Genomic DNA, 16085 nt, shown 5'->3' with positions numbered 1-16085 from the left:
ACAGGCGAAAGTAGTTGTAAATGAATAAATTATATATACACGTAGGGCCTCATAAAACGGGGTCTACAATGATTCAAAAATTTTTACTGGACAACCGCGCTGAGCTATTCAAGCAAAATGTGGTTTATCCCAAGCGATTTTTGAGTATTTTTGGTCATCACTCTTTACGACAGCTTATTTTCGATCAAAGCCTGTCACAAGATGACATTGCTTTTTTTAATGAGCCACATGATTTTATTGTTTCTAGTGAAGACTTTATTTCATTAGAACGAAAACATTGGGAATATTTTCAGTCGGTTATAACCAATAAGCAAATTGTTATATTGCATTCTTGGAGACGAGCAAGTTTAAAGCTGTATTCGATTTGGCAAGAAACGATTAAACATGGTGGGACTGAGTCGTTTTTCTCTTATTACCACGACCACCTTGCAAGGCCGGGTCAAAGCCAAATGCTGTCAGCTGATTTAAAGTTAAATATGTTTGCTCATGTTTTCGGTAAAGACAATATCAATATTGTTGACTTTGATGCCTCTGCAAAAAATGGTGATTTGTTGCAACAATTTTTTAAGGCCGCACAGCTTTCTTGGAATGACGAGTTTGTTAGTGTGAGTCACAATAAACATGCAAGAAATGCGTCAATGGGTCTGGCAGATATAGAAGTCATTAGAGCTATTAATTGTCGTCTAAAAGCAGAATCTATAGATGTATCTAGTAATGTGAGAAGTGTGTATTTGAAGAATATAGACACACTTAACACATTAGGCCTAGGTGAGTTGAAAGCATTAATTTTGTCTTTTAGTAGAGCTATTACGGTAGGGAACTATTTTATTGATAACCGCGGTGAAGCTGTGATGGTTGATAAATACAAAAGTAATATTGTTAACTATGAGCCTCATACAACACTTTCAAAACTCAATATTACATCTGATGAATGGAGTTTGACTGCGAGCGCACAAAAGGCGTTGAATGATATTTCAGCATTTATTCGAGACAAGCTTTGATGTTTTCACCTCATTGATTGGAAAATAGCCGTTCAGAAAATAACCCCAATGTGGCAACGCGTTGAAACGAAAATGTTGAAATGATTATTGAGAATAGCCATGCAAATATGTATTTGGCAGGCCAGTCATGTATAGCCTTTTAGACATGTTTTTTTTCAAAATAACATCAGAATGAAATTTAAGTTAGTAAGATAATCAAGATTTTTTGTTTTTTTTCTGGTACCGTTGCGATGCATTTTTTAGAGCAAAATACTATTTTTTAGGTGCTCTTTATATTCAAAAAGATAGTTGGAGCTTCTTTCCGTTGGTAAGTCATTTTTCTTTAGCTAGTCCGAATCAAACTTTTCATAAAGTTGACGTGGTTATTGCCATGGCAGTGTACGAAAAGGACAGATTAGATTGGGTTAGTCAGTCAATTGAAAGTATGCTTGCGCAAACATTCACAGACTTTTTATATTATATCGTTGTAGATGGGCCTATAGACGATACGTGCAAAAAATATTTACTTGATGTTGCTCAAGACAATAGCCGTATAGTATTGATTTTTGGTAAGCATAATGTCGGTTTGAGCGAATGCATGAATTTCATTATTGAATTGAGTGCTGAAGTCGAACCTAGATATTTAGTTAGGATGGACGCCGATGACATCAGTAAAAAGCACCGCATTCAAACTCAAAAGCAGTTTTTAGACGCGCATGATGATATCTCTGTGGTAGGTAGTGCGTTGTCTGAGATTGATGAAAATGGCAAAATAATTGGAGAGCGTAAACTGCCCTTATCTCATGATGCTATTGTAAAGCTATTACCCAAACGTTGCCCGTTAAACCATCCGACTGTCATGATTAGGTATGATGTATTTTCGAAGGGGTTTCGTTACATGTCTGGGTTGAACATAACAGAAGACTATTTTTTGTGGGCTGATTTGGCTGCAGACGGGTGTAAATTTAGCAATCTAGAATCGAATTTATTATTGTTTCGTCGTGTTGATGAATTTTATAAGCGAAGAGGGATTAAGCGCTCTTTTAGCGAGTTCAGAGCACGGTTCTATACAATGAAAAAATTAAACCGGTTTTCTGTAACCAATGTTTTGTATGCGTTTATTGTTTTGTTTTTACGGAGTATGCCGCTGAAGGTTGTAAAACTTGCGTATAGAGTTGATAGGTTCCTATGGGACAAATTAACAAAACACTAAAAGTAGGCGCAGTCATTGTGCTTTATAACCCTAGTAAAAGCATGATTTCAGGCCTTGTAGAGCGACTACTTGTGCAAGTTGATACTCTGTGCTTGATTGATAACTCCCCCGTCGCTTGCCCTATTTCGAAGGCATCATCTGAAAAAATTTCCTTAATGCACTTCCCTGACAACATTGGTATTGCCGGCGCGCAGAATCATGGTTTGGAGGTGTTGCTCAAAAATGGATGCAATTACGGCGTTCTGTTCGATCAAGACAGCGCAATAGAGTCGGATTTTGTAAGTCGTTTACTTACTGATATGCAACGATTACATCTCGAAAGCCAGTCAGATATTCTTGCTATAGGCCCAAGTGTTTTATGCGAATTTTCAAATACTTTACTTAAACCTAGAATTGATAAATGTATAGAGCGGCATGAATCAGGAAATATTGTTAGGCAAATTATAGCTTCTGGTATGTTGATTAATTTGGCATTGCTGCCTAAAGTTGGTTTCAAAGAAACTGGACTTTTTATCGATGCAGTGGATCATGAATGGTGTTGGCGGGCTCAAGAGCACTCGCTGAAAATTGGACAGTCTAATACTGTTATAATGCGCCACAGGATAGGTGATTATTTAAATAGTTTTGCCGGGATAGAATACCGAGTAGGTTCTCCGGTACGCTTGTATTATCAATATAGGAATATATTTTTGCTTGTACGTAGAAACTATGTTCCACTTTATTGGAAGTTAAGGAACCTAGGTTTGATGATACCAAAGTTTTTGCTTAATGGGCTTTGCCAAAAACAAAAACGTTTGCGTATCTCATTTATGCTCAAAGGTATTTGGGATGGGCTTTGGAACAAAACAGGGCCGTTTGATAACAATTGGAAATAATAAAAGGTAGATAACATTGAAAGTTACGGTATTTGGAATAGGCTACGTAGGGCTTGTTCAAGCAGCAGTGCTAGCAGAAGTCGGTCATGATGTCGTTTGCGTTGATGTTGATCAAGACAAAGTCGACAAGTTAGAAAAAGGTATTATTCCGATTTACGAGCCAGGACTTACTCCTTTAGTAACGAGTAATTTTGAATCTGGCCGATTGCAATTTACCACTGATGCAGAATCCGGAGTTAAACACGGACAAGTTGTTTTCATTGCGGTGGGGACTCCTCCTGATGAAGACGGTTCCGCAGATCTTAAATACGTGCTTGCTGTAGCGGAAACTATAGCCACCTTCATGCAAGATAAAAAGGTGATTATTAACAAATCTACAGTTCCCGTTGGTACTGCGGACAAAGTGAAAGCGAAAGTAACAGACACATTTAAATCATTGGATAAAAGTGTAGCGTTCGATGTCGTATCTAACCCTGAATTCTTAAAAGAAGGTGCGGCGGTTAACGATTGTATGCGACCAGACCGAATTATCTTAGGCACTGATAGCGAAGGGGCTGAAAAGCTACTTAGAGAATTGTACGCGCCATTTAACCGTAATCACGACAAGGTGATTACAATGGATATTCGCAGTGCGGAATTAACAAAATACGCAGCAAACTGTATGTTAGCAACAAAAATTAGCTTTATGAATGAAATGGCTAATTTAGCGGAACGCTTTGGTGCTGACATTGAAAATGTACGTAGAGGGATTGGTTCTGATCCAAGAATTGGATACCAGTTTATCTACCCAGGCTGTGGTTATGGCGGCTCTTGCTTTCCTAAAGACGTTCAAGCTTTGGTAAAAAGCGCAAATCAGGTTGGTTATAAAGCACGTATTTTAGAGTCAGTAGAAGCCGTAAATTATTCCCAGAAAGAAAAATTATTTGATTATATTATGCGCCACTTTGATGGTGAATTGTCAGGTAAAACCGTTGCATTATGGGGCTTGTCATTTAAGCCAAATACCGATGATATGCGCGAAGCGTCAAGCCGTGTATTGATGGAAAAATTATGGTCTGAAGGGGCATCGGTTCAGGCATATGATCCTGAAGCAATGGAAGAAACACAACGTATATACGGCACGAAAGACGATTTGAAGTTGGTTGGGACGAAAGAAGCAGCACTTTCAGGAGCTGATTTCTTAGTTATATGTACTGAATGGCAAGCATTTCGGGCGCCTGATTTTGAAGCAATTAAAAACGCGCTGTCTGAGCCAGTTATCTTTGACGGAAGAAACTTATTTGAGCCAGAGCGTATGAATGATTATGGTATCGATTATTATGCCATTGGTCGTGGATTATCAATTAAGGAAAATAAGTAATGAGTCAAGTTAAAAAAGCAGTTATCCCAGTTGCTGGTCTAGGTACAAGAATGTTACCAGCCACTAAAGCAATTCCAAAAGAGATGCTGCCTGTTGTTGATAAGCCACTTATTCAGTATGTGGTATCTGAGTGTGTACAAGCAGGAATTAAAGAAATTATTCTTGTTACACATGCGAGTAAAAACAGTATCGAAAACCACTTCGATACGTCTTTTGAGCTTGAAGCAACGTTAGAAAAACGTGTTAAGCGTCAACTTTTAGAAGCAGTGCAAGCAATTTGTCCAAAAGATGTGACTATCATGCATGTGCGTCAAGGCCATGCAAGTGGACTTGGTCATGCAATACAATGTGCTCGTCCTTTGATTGGTGATGCACCCTGTGCTGTTGTATTACCGGATGTCATTATTGATGATGTTGCAAGTGATCCTAAAAAGGACAACTTGGCAGATATGGTTGCTAAATTTAACACAACTCGCGTTAGCCAGGTAATGGTTGAGCAGGTTGCTCAAGAAGATGTTGTGAAGTTTGGTATTGTGGATTTAGATGGTGCTGAATTAGCTCAAGGTGAATCAGCAAAAATCCATAAAATGGTAGAAAAACCTGAACTGGAAGATGCGCCATCTGATCTGGCTGTTGTAGGTCGTTATGTGTTGTCTGAAAGAATCTGGGACTTACTGGCGACAACCTTACCGGGTGCTGGTGGAGAAATTCAACTGACGGATGCTATTGATTCATTAATGGCACTAGAGCAAGTTGACGCTTACTACATGAAAGGTAAAAGTCATGACTGCGGAAGTAAGCTAGGCTATATGAAAGCGAATGTTGAATATGCGTTAAGACACCCTGAATTGGGCGACGAATTTACCGAGTATTTAAAATCACTGTAATAGTAAAAAAAGGCTCGTAAGAGCCTTTTTTAATTAATGCTTATTTGCGTAAGTAACTTAGCAAAAAGTTTATCGCCAATACCTTTTACTTGTTTGAGTTCTTCAATTTGAGTAAAAGACCCGTTTTCTTGCCTATATTGAACAATCGCTTCAGCCTTACTTTGTCCAATACCCGGTAGGGCGACTAGAGTAGATACGTCAGCGTTGTTAATGTTTACCTTTAGCTCGCTTGCTTCTGGTGCTGTTGTTTCATTAGAAACGCTTACAGGTGCCGTTTGAGCGAATGTTGAAGCTGTTCCTAATATTAATGTAAATAGAATAGAGTTTACAATTTTCATTCTGTATTCCTTTTTTAGTTAAATGATGCCCCCTGCATCCACTATTACTGTATCGCGATGTTACACAAATACGAGTATCGAAAAAGGTCAGTTTTTTATTAGCGCTTTACTAAATTACAATAGAGAAGTTCAGAAAGACCGTGAACACAAGTGGCTTTGGACGACAAAGTAACACCTAAGTATTTACTGAGCTTTTTTTCATAAGGTGTCGAATGGCGAGTGTGGCTAAAAGAGCCATGACGAATGGTTGTAGACCATTCTAATGACAGTTGAATAATTGCTGACGAAGAAGATGTTGGGGTATTACTATCAGTTAACACCCGACTCATCGCTGTAATATGAGCCGGAGATGTTCCCCATGCTTTAGCAAGGTTCATTGACGCGGTCCGTAAATCGTCTATTGGTATTTCTTTTATTAGGTGTTTGAAACCATGCTGTTCAACGTTCACCGTTTCCCACGATGTTATGTTTTTTACTGTTGCATTTGTAAATAAAGGAGAGTGGCACAGCAAGGTTAGAAGGCTAGCTGTTTGCGGTAATATTAATTGTGTTTCTTTGGCTAGGTAAGCGGCTATTTCCATGCTGAGTGTCACATGGCTAATAAATGCATCTTTTAAGGGAAAACTATTTTGCGTGAGACGTTCAAATAACGCATGGGTTGTTAACATATCGCCTAGGCGCTCAGTTCCATAAGTCATGATAGCTTGTTTTACGGAAGAGACTGATATTTTTAACCTATTGCTATTTGTTGCAGATTCACACATGAACCGAGAGAAACTCGGTTCCTTCTCTATTCGTTGGGTTAATTCGTCAATATCAATGTTGTACTGCTGGCACTGTTTCAATATCAGTAATAGTGACTTAGGGGGTCTATCTACTCTATAGGTTAAAGGGTAGATATTTTCGTTTTCATAGGTGCGTAGAGCTTCGCTGAAGAGCTGTTTGTTGAAATCATAGTTAACCACTGGAACGCAGCTTTCATGGTTAGCCTCTACATGATCTTTACCATTACTGAGTATTACGTTGTTACCGTGATTACAGAGTATCCAGTATTTTTCACTTTTAAATTCGACTTGCGTACCAGGAATATGTAACGACGGGTAAATGAGTAAATGCTGCAAACTATTATGCAACCAATTAGGGGTAACATAAAATAAACGAGTAATATTGGATTGCCATCGTTGCTTACCAGAATTTGTTAGCAACACCGATACACTTACCGCTAGCCACTGCCAATGTGTTAACCGTACTTGAGGTAAATAGCGAACAGGATCGGGTAAAACGAGTAATTTTGCGATGCGAAGTAAATCTGCGGCGCTTCCGTAACCTAGGTGCTCAAATCTTTTCAGGGTGTGCTTTGTAGCGGCGTCTTTCGCCGTGCTTTCAAGCTGTTGAGTGGCATAACATAGTAGCAAGCCTGACGACAAAATAGATGACGACGTTGTATTGTATTGATTTATTCTGCATAAGTGAATGAAAGTCACAATGCGTGTGATAGACGCACTGAAGTGTTCTACGTTTTCATTTTTTATGCGAGAAAAACAAAGCCCTAAAACATACAAAGGATGTTGTGATATTGATGTGTTGAGCTCTTTGCAAATGGTAAGCGCAGTTTTTATACTTTGAGAATACTGTTCTTTCTCTAATTGAATAAGCAATGTCTTATATGCAAGCGAAAATTTATCTAAAGCTGGCACGAATTATTTCTAATTAACTCTGTTCATATTCATTTAGCGCACTTTCACCTAAAGCGACAAGTCTGTTGTCTTCAAAAAGAACGGGAGTACACTCTTCCTTAGTTGTTAACCCATCAGCTTTAACATGTTGGGTTCTAAAAAACATAATTTGTACGACCGTATCGCTGGTTTCTTTGGCTTCGGTTATGTCAGGTGAGCCCATTAACGCGAGAACTTCGTCCCTGGTTGCTCCAATTGTTAATTTTGCAACTTGGACTTTATTGTATGCTTCTCGGTCTTGCCACCCCATATTTTCTGGTTTATCTGGCACAAAGGTAAGGACGCTAAACGTCAATGCAATATAAGCAGAAAACCCAATTACAATAATCTTAATGGCACTAGAACTTCGCATCATTTACATACTCGAATCGATAGTATAGCAGGGAGTATACTTTGAACCTGGTAGCTTCATCCTTTGCTGTTCAACGAATGATGCTAAAAGTGTATCCATTCTATTCATTAATTCAGGATCGCCAGTAAGTTTAAAAGGCCCTTTTGATTTTATTAACCTTACACCTTCAGCTTTAACATTTCCAGCTACAATGCCCGAAAAGGCTTGCCTTAATGCTGCGGCTTTTTTCCCTATAGGTTGTTCATTGTGTAAAGGGAGTGCGGCCATGGAGCTATGGGTTGGAATAAAAGGCATTTGAAATTCTGTAGGAATTTTCAGTGTCCAATTAAAACTAAAGCCGTCGCCATGTTCTCTTCTGAATTGCTCTACTTCTTTCATTTTTTTCGCTAAATACACCGCTACTGCATCAGGATCGTCTACGATAATTTTATATTTTTGTTGAGCTTCCTTTCCTAACGTCGCACCGATGAATTCGTCGATTGCCTCAAAATAACCTTCGCTTCCCGCAGGGCCTGTTAATACAAATGGAAAGGGTTGATTTGTGTTATCTTCGTGAAGCAGTATACCTAAAAGATAAAGCAATTCTTCTGCGGTACCGGCTCCCCCAGGAAAGACAACAATACCATGAGCAAATCGCACAAAAGCTTCTAGCCGCTTTTCAATATCAGGCATGATGATAAGTTCATTAACAATAGCGTTAGGGGGTTCAGCTGCAATGATACTGGGTTCTGTAATGCCAATATATCGGCCAGATTTATGACGTTGTTTTGCATGGCCAATGGCCGCGCCTTTCATCGGTCCTTTCATCGCTCCAGGGCCACAACCGGTACAGATAGACATGTTTCTTAAGCCAAGAGCATAGCCTACGGCTTTAGTGTATTTGTATTCAGTTTTGTTAATGGAATGACCACCCCAACATACGACAGTATCAAGGGTGTTATTGGTGCTTAACGCATCGGCATGTCTGAGCATATCAAACACCATGTCTGTTACTAAAGTCCCACTTGCTGGGCAAGATTGGTGATCAAATGCGTATTTATTTCCCATATACAACAAGTCTCGAAGCACAGAGAAAAGGTGTTCGTGAACACCAGTAATGAGTTTTCCATCAACAAATGACAATTCTGGCGGGTTTATTAATTCAATTTTAACCCCTCGTTCTTTTCTTACTAATTTGATGTCGAAGTCTTTGAAGGGGGCAAAGAGTGTGTCAGCGTCGTCTTCATCAGCGCCACTATTTAGTACAGCTAGGCAGCAGTTGCGGAACATATCGTATATGTCACTATTTGCAGCATCTTCTAACTGCGATAACTCTACTTGAGATAACTGGTTCATCCAGCCTACTGGATTAAGCTGTATTGTTTTCATAATTCGATAATCACACGGTTACGGCCAGTTTTTTTTGCGCTGTATAAAGCTTTATCTGCTCTCTCGAAAAACTGTTGCAGCGTTTCACCATTTTTATAGCAACTGGCGCCAAACGATGCCGTTATCTTCACTGGGGTTTGCTTGAATTTAAAAGGCAGTTGACTTAATTCTTCGCGCATTTCGTCAAGCCTACTTTTTAAGTTTTTGTCGGATTGATTTTGCATTAACAAGGCAAACTCTTCTCCTCCCCAGCGAGCAAGGAATTCGTTGGGTCTTAAATTTTTCATTAGATTTTTAGCGATAACTTGTAAAGTTCTATCCCCGGCGGCGTGACCATATTGATCGTTTATAGACTTGAAATGATCAATGTCGATTACTGACAATGCTAAGGGGTCGTTTTGCGTTTCTGCAAAGGACATGGCTTTTACAGCTCTTTCGTTGTATGCAAGCCTATTTGGGACGCCTGTAAGAGGGTCTGTATAAAGAGAGTTTTTTTGTTCGACCAAACGTTTTTTGTAACTCAGAGTTTGTTTTTGCAAGCTGGTTAATTGTGCCTGCATATCAACTAACAAAGACATGAGCTTTTCTTGTTCACTACTGTTTATTTTATGCTTGTCATGGACTTCAGATCTGATTTGATCGATATATTCATGAGCTTTTGTTTTTAACTCTTCGACATCTTTTTGTTGTTTTAATGAAGAATCAAACTCGCCAAGGATACCCTCTATTTGTTCGACTTGAGCGTTATCCCTTTCCGTTATTTTTTGCGACAATGAGATACTCGATGCCACATGTTTGTCAGTTTTATTGATGGCTGCATGTATACGCTGTATTGCCTTACCATTAGCCGATGCGTCAAGCATGGTTTCGTTAATGATAACTCGAATTAAAACAAGGCATGACTCTAGCAGTTGTTGTTCGCTCAAGCCCTCTGCTAACACTGTTTTTAACTCAATGAGTTCAGTATCATTAGGTTTTTTTCTTGCGTAAACATCAACCCACTGAAGTAATTCAGAAACAATCTCAGTTTTGACTTCGTCGACCGCGCCATCAACCCCGCTAGAATTACTCTCATTATTACCTTCAGGTAAATGACTGCTCTTTACACACGTCTCTACTAGGGAAACTGCACTGAATAAGTGGCTAAACATTTGTTCTAATGACGTGGTTGGAGCTGAAAGGGATGTTAGCTGCTGAGCAATTGAACGTCTGAGTTCTTCAGGAGTTTGGTCTAATTGTTGAATTTTTTTTACAGTCGCTTGAAGGTCTGCGACTTTGTTTTTAATTTGGTGTCGTACGTGTTGATCGCCATCCATTAACAGAGGAGATAACTTGTTTATACTCACTGCGGCTAAACTAAAATCTGGTTTACCTGAAAGGTGGCCTCTGAGAATTTTTAATTCTGCATCAATGGTAGTGTTTGTTCCTTCATAAAAAGCAGATAACCGAGTAATGAGCTGAGCTAAATTATCTGAATATTTTTTTAGCGCTTTTTGTTTAAGTGCATCCACTTACTGCTACCTCTCACTGTCTTGGAAGGCGTAAATCTACGTCAAGTGTTTCAAAGTTAGAACGGAACGGGTTGATGTCTAACCCTCCGCGCCGAGTATACCTAGCATAAACCGTCAATTTAGTAGGGTTGCACTTATTAAGTATGTCACAAAATATTCGTTCTACGCATTGTTCATGAAACTCATTGTGCTGACGAAACGAAACAATATATTTTAGTAAACCTTCATGGTTTATTTTACTGCCGCTATAACGAATATACAGTGTCGCCCAATCAGGTTGGTGGGTGATCAAGCAGTTTGATTTTAATAGATCACTATATAAACATTCCTCTACTTTAGTAGAAGTATTAGCAGATAACAATTGTGCATTGGGTGAATAAGTGTCTATTTCTATATCCAGATCATCCAGGCAATCCCCTTTAGGATTGTACACATTAAAGTTTGAGTCACTGTTTAACGGGTTAAGCGTCACTGTAACGGAAGCTTGAGCACAAGTGGATAGATCTTGGCATAATGTAGACTCTAAGGTTTGCCAGTCAGTAAATTTACTTTGATTCAAACTATTTAAATACAATTTAAAGGATTTTGATTCTATTAAGTTGTATGAATTTATGGGAACCCAGCAGCGCAATATTGCAACCTGAGGTTTTCCTTTATTATTTAACCAAGACACCTCATAACCATTCCAAAGGTCGACACCTTGAAAAGGTAAATCAGACTCTAGCCCAATTTGCTCTCTGCTTAGAGTGCGGGGCACGCCTTGCAAAAGTTCAGGGGAATAGGTGTCTTTGTAATCGGTAATTTTCCCTAACGAAAGGGAATTTAATGAGTTGTCGCTAGGTTGCTCTGTGTTAGTCATATAGAAATTGTTATTATTTGTTTAAAATCGTCCACTTTATTGTAGGAGCAAATCCTTTGAACGTACACCAGTCACTGACTGAGTTTGTAGAAAAATTTATTTCTCTCTCTTCTAAATCGAAAAGAACAATAGAATATGACCCTGAATGGCCATCTATTTGTGTTGATAATACCAATATACAGAAAGGCGAAAATGTCATTTGGACTCCTAAAGTGCAAGAGCCAAAGCAATCCTTCAGCAATGTAGAAGAAGGCTTAGAGATTAGGCTTCATTCTGATATAAAAGCATTCTACACAGCCTTCTGGAGCGAAAGTTTGTTTGTTAGATCAAACGGTGAGAATTATGAGTTACTTCAAGTTTGGAATGAAGAGGACTTTGCTATTCTACAAGAGAACTTAATTGGTCACGTGCTGATGAAACGACGTTTAAAACAAGCTGAGACTCTATTTATAGGACTAGCGGATGAAGATGATATAATAGTGAGTGTGAATAATGAATTTGGTCAAGTTGTACTCGAGCAAGTGGGGCGAGAACCCCATAAAGTGCTTGCAAATTCATTGCCTGAGTTTATTTCGGGTCTTGTTGTCGACTAATCCCAGCAAGACAGTGCTCAATGGCTAGAAGCCTGTCATTGAGCTGTTTATTTTGTTCTTCAAGTTGTTCGATCCGTTCTTCTGGTGTCAAATTATTTCTTGTATCAGGCTTAGGCTCAGTATTATCCTTTTTAGTTTCAACTGCCTGTGCTCGCTCCCCTGACTTATATCTTTGTATTACTTTTATCGCTTGTGGCAACGTGAGGGTATCGCTGGCTTTTGCTCTTAACATTGCCACTGACGGGGCTAAACCTTTTGCTGACAATTGTTCGCACAACCTAAGTAAATCTTGTGTGTTTTGCATAGTAAACGACTCATTTTAATAAAATTACTAACACTTTGTGTATTTAACTAATTTCATTAGTGTTTTTAGCCAAAATACAATTTACATGATTTAAAACACTTTATTTATCAGTGGTTTATGTTTTGGCATGTCTTTTGATTGTCATTGTACCGATATACACAAAATTATTATAGTAAGGATTAAAATGAAAACGTTATTATTAATTAGTGCTTTGAGTGCGCCGTTAGTGTTGTCTGGATGTGTTATTTCTGTTCATGATGACGATGAACATGGATACAGTATTGATACTGAAGACAGAGAAACAAATAACCGCCATCATATAGCGAATTTGAATTTGGGTGATTCACTTGAAAGTGTGACTCGAAAAATGGGTGTCGCTGATTTTGATGAACTAAAGCAAACTAATGAAGGTGCTGTTCGCGTATTGTACTACCGAACACAAAAAGTAAAAAGTGATGGAGTAACAACGAAAGATGAATGCACTCCTATTATCTTTCTTGATAACCAGATTTCTGCATGGGGAGAGCTTGGGCTAAATAATCTTTAAACGTGTTATTGTGAGAGGGTTGTCGATAATTTATTCAAAGCTCCCTCTCTTCGTCTTATTCATATATCAAATTTGCCTCAGCGTTTGTAAGACATATCCTACATTTGCGTAGGAAATGCTATAAATCTTCACAATTTCCTCTCAGTCTATTTTTATTTAAGTTACTGATTAGTTTGCTTTTATCATTTTTTTTCGAGTTAGATATGTTTTTTTTGTCACATTTTTCTATATTTTTAACTTACGCCGTGTGTCGAACTGAGTAATATAGACTGCGTCACAGGGAAACACGACATGCTAAGGAAGCCGTTAGGGATGACACGGACTGCGTCATTGATGATGCATCATTAAATGATTTAATGATAAATGGAAAGGATAAAACAGGATGTTAAGGACAAGGCGTGGATGGCCAATGCAAAAGCAGGATGTTTTGCTATAAATGGAGTAAAGGATAAGGACGTGTTACTGGATTAACACATTTAAATGGATATAAGGATTTGACGATACAGAGTAAGGACACTAAGTATCACATGGATGTTTGAAAAGGATATTTGCGTTTCGAAAACGATGGCTTATGCCATCGTTTTTTGTTTGCGCTACTCTACTTTGTAAGCAGGCACGTCGATGTGTTTGGCGTGTTTGTTGAGTAAGACTATATTACCCGTATAGGTATCTTCTTTATTGCCAGAAAATTCAAATTGATACGTTGAATTCCACCCAGGTTTACCTTGGACTAACGCTATTTTTCTTTTTTGCAGCGAAACGCTAATGACTTGTAGCCCATTTTTATCACAATACTGTTTTACGTGCTTCATAGCCGCTTCAGCTATGCCTCTACTTTGCCAAAACAGCATGCAAACAAGTAATAGAATAAAAAATAGAACTAAATTAAGTAATGTCACTGTGCTTCTCTTTGTTGTAAAACGCGTAAAAAGTGTATTGTTTCTTGTCTTAATGCAGGTATTGCTACTAAATCTTTATAAAAGCCTGCAAATAGCTCTCCTTGGTGGCTTCCTTGTTCATCAAGATGAATACACGCAGTTAAAAATAACCGTAATACGGCAGGGGTAAACTGTGTGTAATGCCGACTTGCCACTAGCGTTAATACGTTCACGTTAAGCTTGGTATTATCGGTAAGTATAGACACCAGTAGCGCTTGTAGGTCGATAACTTTTGTTTGTGAACTGAGCGCTTGTAAATACAAAATGGCGTCATCAAAAACTTTATTTTTCTGTAACTCATCTATTAAAAATTGCTGCAATTGTGCATTGAGTTGTTCAGTTTCCAGCGCTTGAAGTAAGGTGACTTTAAATTGAGTGGCGAGTAAATGCCAATGTTTAATCAGGATAGTAGTGATGTTCGTATTGGTATTAATACAAGCTGCGGCATAATAAATATCTTGGGTAACGAGTTTTTGCCAGTCTATTGCTCCAGGACTTCGAACATAGGCTAATACGGGATCAATGTGTAAATGTGAGTTGCTATCTACAGCATTTAGTTTTGCAACTAATTGACCACGTTGGACTTCTGATGGAGTAAAAACATAAGGGTTGTTAGGTAACCCTTTAGTCAGTGCTGGGTCGGCTTTTAATGCATCAATAATGGTTTGTAAAAAATGGTTTCTCGATGCAGGAATTATTCTGCTTTCTTCATCAATGGGTAAACAAATAAACCAAAGATAATGTTCACTGTCTTGTATTTTCTTACTTTGTGAAAAAGATACGGCAAACCAAGCTTTGCCTTGTCGAGGTGAGGGACAAGGTTCGATACCGTTTTCAATGTTGAGAAACCTTTGAGGTTCTAACTGATAGATTCCTCGACTTAAGTCGTATACCGAATATTCCGTTCCTGCATGTAGTAAGAATTCTGACAGCGAATCAATGGTATTATGTGCCATAGTTAAGATTATTCCTTTAGGAGTAAATATAAAATTGGAAATCGAATCAAAACAACCCGCTGATATTTTATATCAAGATGAATGGTTAGTAGCGATAAATAAGCCAAGCGGCCAACTAGTGCATCGTTCCCCTCTCGACCCCCACGCAACGGATTTTGCAGTGCAGCATGTGAGAGACACTTTAGGCACCTATGTTTACCCTATACATCGACTTGATAGGCCGACATCAGGCGTTTTACTATTCGCTCTATACCCAGGCATTGTGACGCAAATGCAAAGTGTATGGGAGCATAGAGTTCATAAGCAATACAAAGCACTCGTTCGAGGCTGGTTGCACGGTAATGGATATATAGACTACAGCTTGAAATATCAAGCTGACAAATTAGCTGAAGCGAATAAAAAAGAGAATATTGTGCAAACGGCAATGAGTTCTTATGTAGTGCGCAACCAATATGAAGCGCCTTTAGCGACTAAGCGCTATGCGACCACGCGATACAGTTTAATAGATTTATCGCTACACACTGGCAGAAAACATCAGTTAAGACGGCATTTAGCCCATATTCGCCACCCTATAATCGGTGATACCAGCCACGGCGACGGTGCTCAAAATAAGATTGCGAGACAACACTTAGGGTGTAAGAATTTATTGTTAACTTGTACTAAACTTGCGTTTGAACACCCTAAAACAGGGGCAAACATTATGATAACATCACCACTATCACCTAACTTTAGCGATTGTTTGTCTCGTTTGGACGACAATTGCTATTTACAGATGGAATGACAATGCCTTCAATTAGTATTTTTTATGGTTCTGTGTACGGAAATGCACAAAACGTAGCGCAAAGTGCGCAATCTTTCCTAGAGTCTAAAGACATTAAAGCAAGCCTTATTGAAGAACCTAGCGTTCAAGACTTTAATGATGCCGACGTTATTTTGGTCGTGTCTTCAACAACGGGGCAAGGTGATTTACCCCCTAACTTGGAATGGGTCATCGACGATATCAAAGGGCAAACCCCCTCATTTGAAGGAAAGCGTTTTGCAATTGTGGCTATGGGAGACAGTAGCTATGGAGATTCGTTTTGTGGCGCGGGAAAAACCGTATTTAATTTGTTAGAAAGCCTAAAAGCGCAAGCTCTTGTGCCGTTACTTGAAGTGGATGATTTAGAAACGTTAGATCCAGAAGCTGATGTAGCAACTTGGCTAGAGACGTTAATTCCTTTGTTATAACAAAGGGAATGAATGAAACTAGTTAAGATTTAACTAGTTTC

General features: G+C 38.7%; 18 protein-coding genes. 9 read left to right on the top strand and 9 right to left on the bottom strand.

All coding sequences use genetic code 11. The features are described 5' to 3' along the window. The first annotated feature begins 20 nt into the window (after window positions 1-20). From J3L16_RS00360 to galU, 5 genes are all read left to right on the top strand, one after another. Window positions 21-1001 carry a hypothetical protein gene (locus tag J3L16_RS00360; protein WP_207610885.1) on the top strand — a complete coding sequence of 327 codons (981 nt, stop codon included), beginning with the start codon at window positions 21-23 and terminating at the stop codon, window positions 999-1001. Between the two features lie 205 nt (window positions 1002-1206). Beyond that, complete coding sequence (locus J3L16_RS00355) at window positions 1207-2193, top strand: glycosyltransferase (RefSeq protein WP_242698575.1); 987 nt, start codon at window positions 1207-1209, stop codon at window positions 2191-2193. Then, entirely contained in the window at window positions 2169-3068 is a 900-nt protein-coding gene (locus J3L16_RS00350) for a glycosyltransferase family 2 protein (protein ID WP_207610884.1), read from the top strand. Before J3L16_RS00355 ends, J3L16_RS00350 begins: the two co-directional genes overlap by 25 nt. A 16-nt stretch (window positions 3069-3084) precedes the next feature. After that, the gene (locus J3L16_RS00345; protein WP_207610883.1) at window positions 3085-4428 is read left to right on the top strand and encodes a UDP-glucose/GDP-mannose dehydrogenase family protein; all 1344 of its coding nucleotides are present in this window, start codon (window positions 3085-3087) and stop codon (window positions 4426-4428) included. Continuing rightward, window positions 4428-5315, top strand: a complete 888-nt coding sequence (gene galU / locus J3L16_RS00340) for a UTP--glucose-1-phosphate uridylyltransferase GalU (protein WP_207610882.1) — start codon at window positions 4428-4430, stop codon at window positions 5313-5315. Before J3L16_RS00345 ends, galU begins: the two co-directional genes overlap by 1 nt. Window positions 5316-5344: 29 nt before the next feature. Here the strand turns inward: galU and J3L16_RS00335 are convergent, their stop codons facing one another. The 6 genes from J3L16_RS00335 to queF all read right to left on the bottom strand — a co-directional run bounded on the left by J3L16_RS00335 (window position 5345) and on the right by queF (window position 11479). Beyond that, window positions 5345-5653 (bottom strand): ComEA family DNA-binding protein, encoded by a 309-nt coding sequence (locus tag J3L16_RS00335; protein ID WP_207610881.1) that lies wholly within the window; start codon window positions 5651-5653, stop codon window positions 5345-5347. A 98-nt stretch (window positions 5654-5751) separates the two neighbouring features. Then, window positions 5752-7350 carry an HDOD domain-containing protein gene (locus tag J3L16_RS16500; protein WP_207610880.1) on the bottom strand — a complete coding sequence of 533 codons (1599 nt, stop codon included), beginning with the start codon at window positions 7348-7350 and terminating at the stop codon, window positions 5752-5754. Window positions 7351-7363: 13 nt separating this feature from the next. After that, entirely contained in the window at window positions 7364-7744 is a 381-nt protein-coding gene (locus tag J3L16_RS00325; protein ID WP_242698574.1) for a DUF3192 domain-containing protein, read from the bottom strand. After that, window positions 7745-9109 (bottom strand): nucleotide 5'-monophosphate nucleosidase PpnN, encoded by a 1365-nt coding sequence (gene ppnN, locus J3L16_RS00320; RefSeq protein WP_207610879.1) that lies wholly within the window; start codon window positions 9107-9109, stop codon window positions 7745-7747. Further along, window positions 9106-10620 carry a GGDEF domain-containing protein gene (locus tag J3L16_RS16495; protein WP_207610878.1) on the bottom strand — a complete coding sequence of 505 codons (1515 nt, stop codon included), beginning with the start codon at window positions 10618-10620 and terminating at the stop codon, window positions 9106-9108. Before J3L16_RS16495 ends, ppnN begins: the two co-directional genes overlap by 4 nt. Window positions 10621-10633: 13 nt before the next feature. Continuing rightward, window positions 10634-11479, bottom strand: coding sequence for an NADPH-dependent 7-cyano-7-deazaguanine reductase QueF (queF, locus tag J3L16_RS00310; protein ID WP_207610877.1), 846 nt, complete (start codon window positions 11477-11479; stop codon window positions 10634-10636). Between the two features lie 56 nt (window positions 11480-11535). On the opposite strand from queF, the gene syd reads away from it, so the two are divergent. Then, window positions 11536-12072, top strand: coding sequence for a SecY-interacting protein (gene syd / locus J3L16_RS00305; RefSeq protein ID WP_207610876.1), 537 nt, complete (start codon window positions 11536-11538; stop codon window positions 12070-12072). Here syd and J3L16_RS00300 read toward each other — a convergent pair. After that, window positions 12047-12376, bottom strand: coding sequence for a hypothetical protein (locus J3L16_RS00300; protein ID WP_207610875.1), 330 nt, complete (start codon window positions 12374-12376; stop codon window positions 12047-12049). The two genes, syd and J3L16_RS00300, sit on opposite strands and share 26 nt — an antisense overlap. A gap of 184 nt (window positions 12377-12560) precedes the next feature. Here J3L16_RS00300 and J3L16_RS00295 point away from each other — a divergent pair, with 184 nt between their 5' ends. Beyond that, the gene (locus J3L16_RS00295) at window positions 12561-12923 is read left to right on the top strand and encodes a DUF3192 domain-containing protein (protein ID WP_207610874.1); all 363 of its coding nucleotides are present in this window, start codon (window positions 12561-12563) and stop codon (window positions 12921-12923) included. Window positions 12924-13516: 593 nt separating this feature from the next. On the opposite strand, the gene J3L16_RS00290 is transcribed toward J3L16_RS00295, so the two are convergent. Together J3L16_RS00290 and J3L16_RS00285 are read right to left on the bottom strand one after the other, a co-directional pair. Next, the gene (locus tag J3L16_RS00290; protein ID WP_207610873.1) at window positions 13517-13822 is read right to left on the bottom strand and encodes a DUF3301 domain-containing protein; all 306 of its coding nucleotides are present in this window, start codon (window positions 13820-13822) and stop codon (window positions 13517-13519) included. Beyond that, window positions 13819-14817: a DUF3549 family protein gene (locus J3L16_RS00285; RefSeq protein WP_207610872.1), complete on the bottom strand. Its 999-nt coding sequence runs from the start codon at window positions 14815-14817 to the stop codon at window positions 13819-13821. Before J3L16_RS00285 ends, J3L16_RS00290 begins: the two co-directional genes overlap by 4 nt. A gap of 34 nt (window positions 14818-14851) precedes the next feature. Here J3L16_RS00285 and J3L16_RS00280 point away from each other — a divergent pair, with 34 nt between their 5' ends. Both J3L16_RS00280 and J3L16_RS00275 read left to right on the top strand, forming a co-directional pair. Further along, a complete protein-coding gene (locus tag J3L16_RS00280) occupies window positions 14852-15598 on the top strand; it encodes a pseudouridine synthase (RefSeq protein WP_242698573.1) in 747 nt (248 codons plus the stop codon). Between the two features lie 2 nt (window positions 15599-15600). Further along, window positions 15601-16044 (top strand): flavodoxin domain-containing protein, encoded by a 444-nt coding sequence (locus J3L16_RS00275; protein ID WP_207610870.1) that lies wholly within the window; start codon window positions 15601-15603, stop codon window positions 16042-16044. Window positions 16045-16085: the final 41 nt, after the last annotated feature.

Source organism: Alteromonas sp. 5E99-2 (assembly GCF_017368475.1).
Lineage (GTDB): Bacteria > Pseudomonadota > Gammaproteobacteria > Enterobacterales > Alteromonadaceae > Alteromonas_F.
Note: the sequence above shows the minus strand (reverse complement) of the source record. Positions and strands in the feature narration are given on the sequence as shown.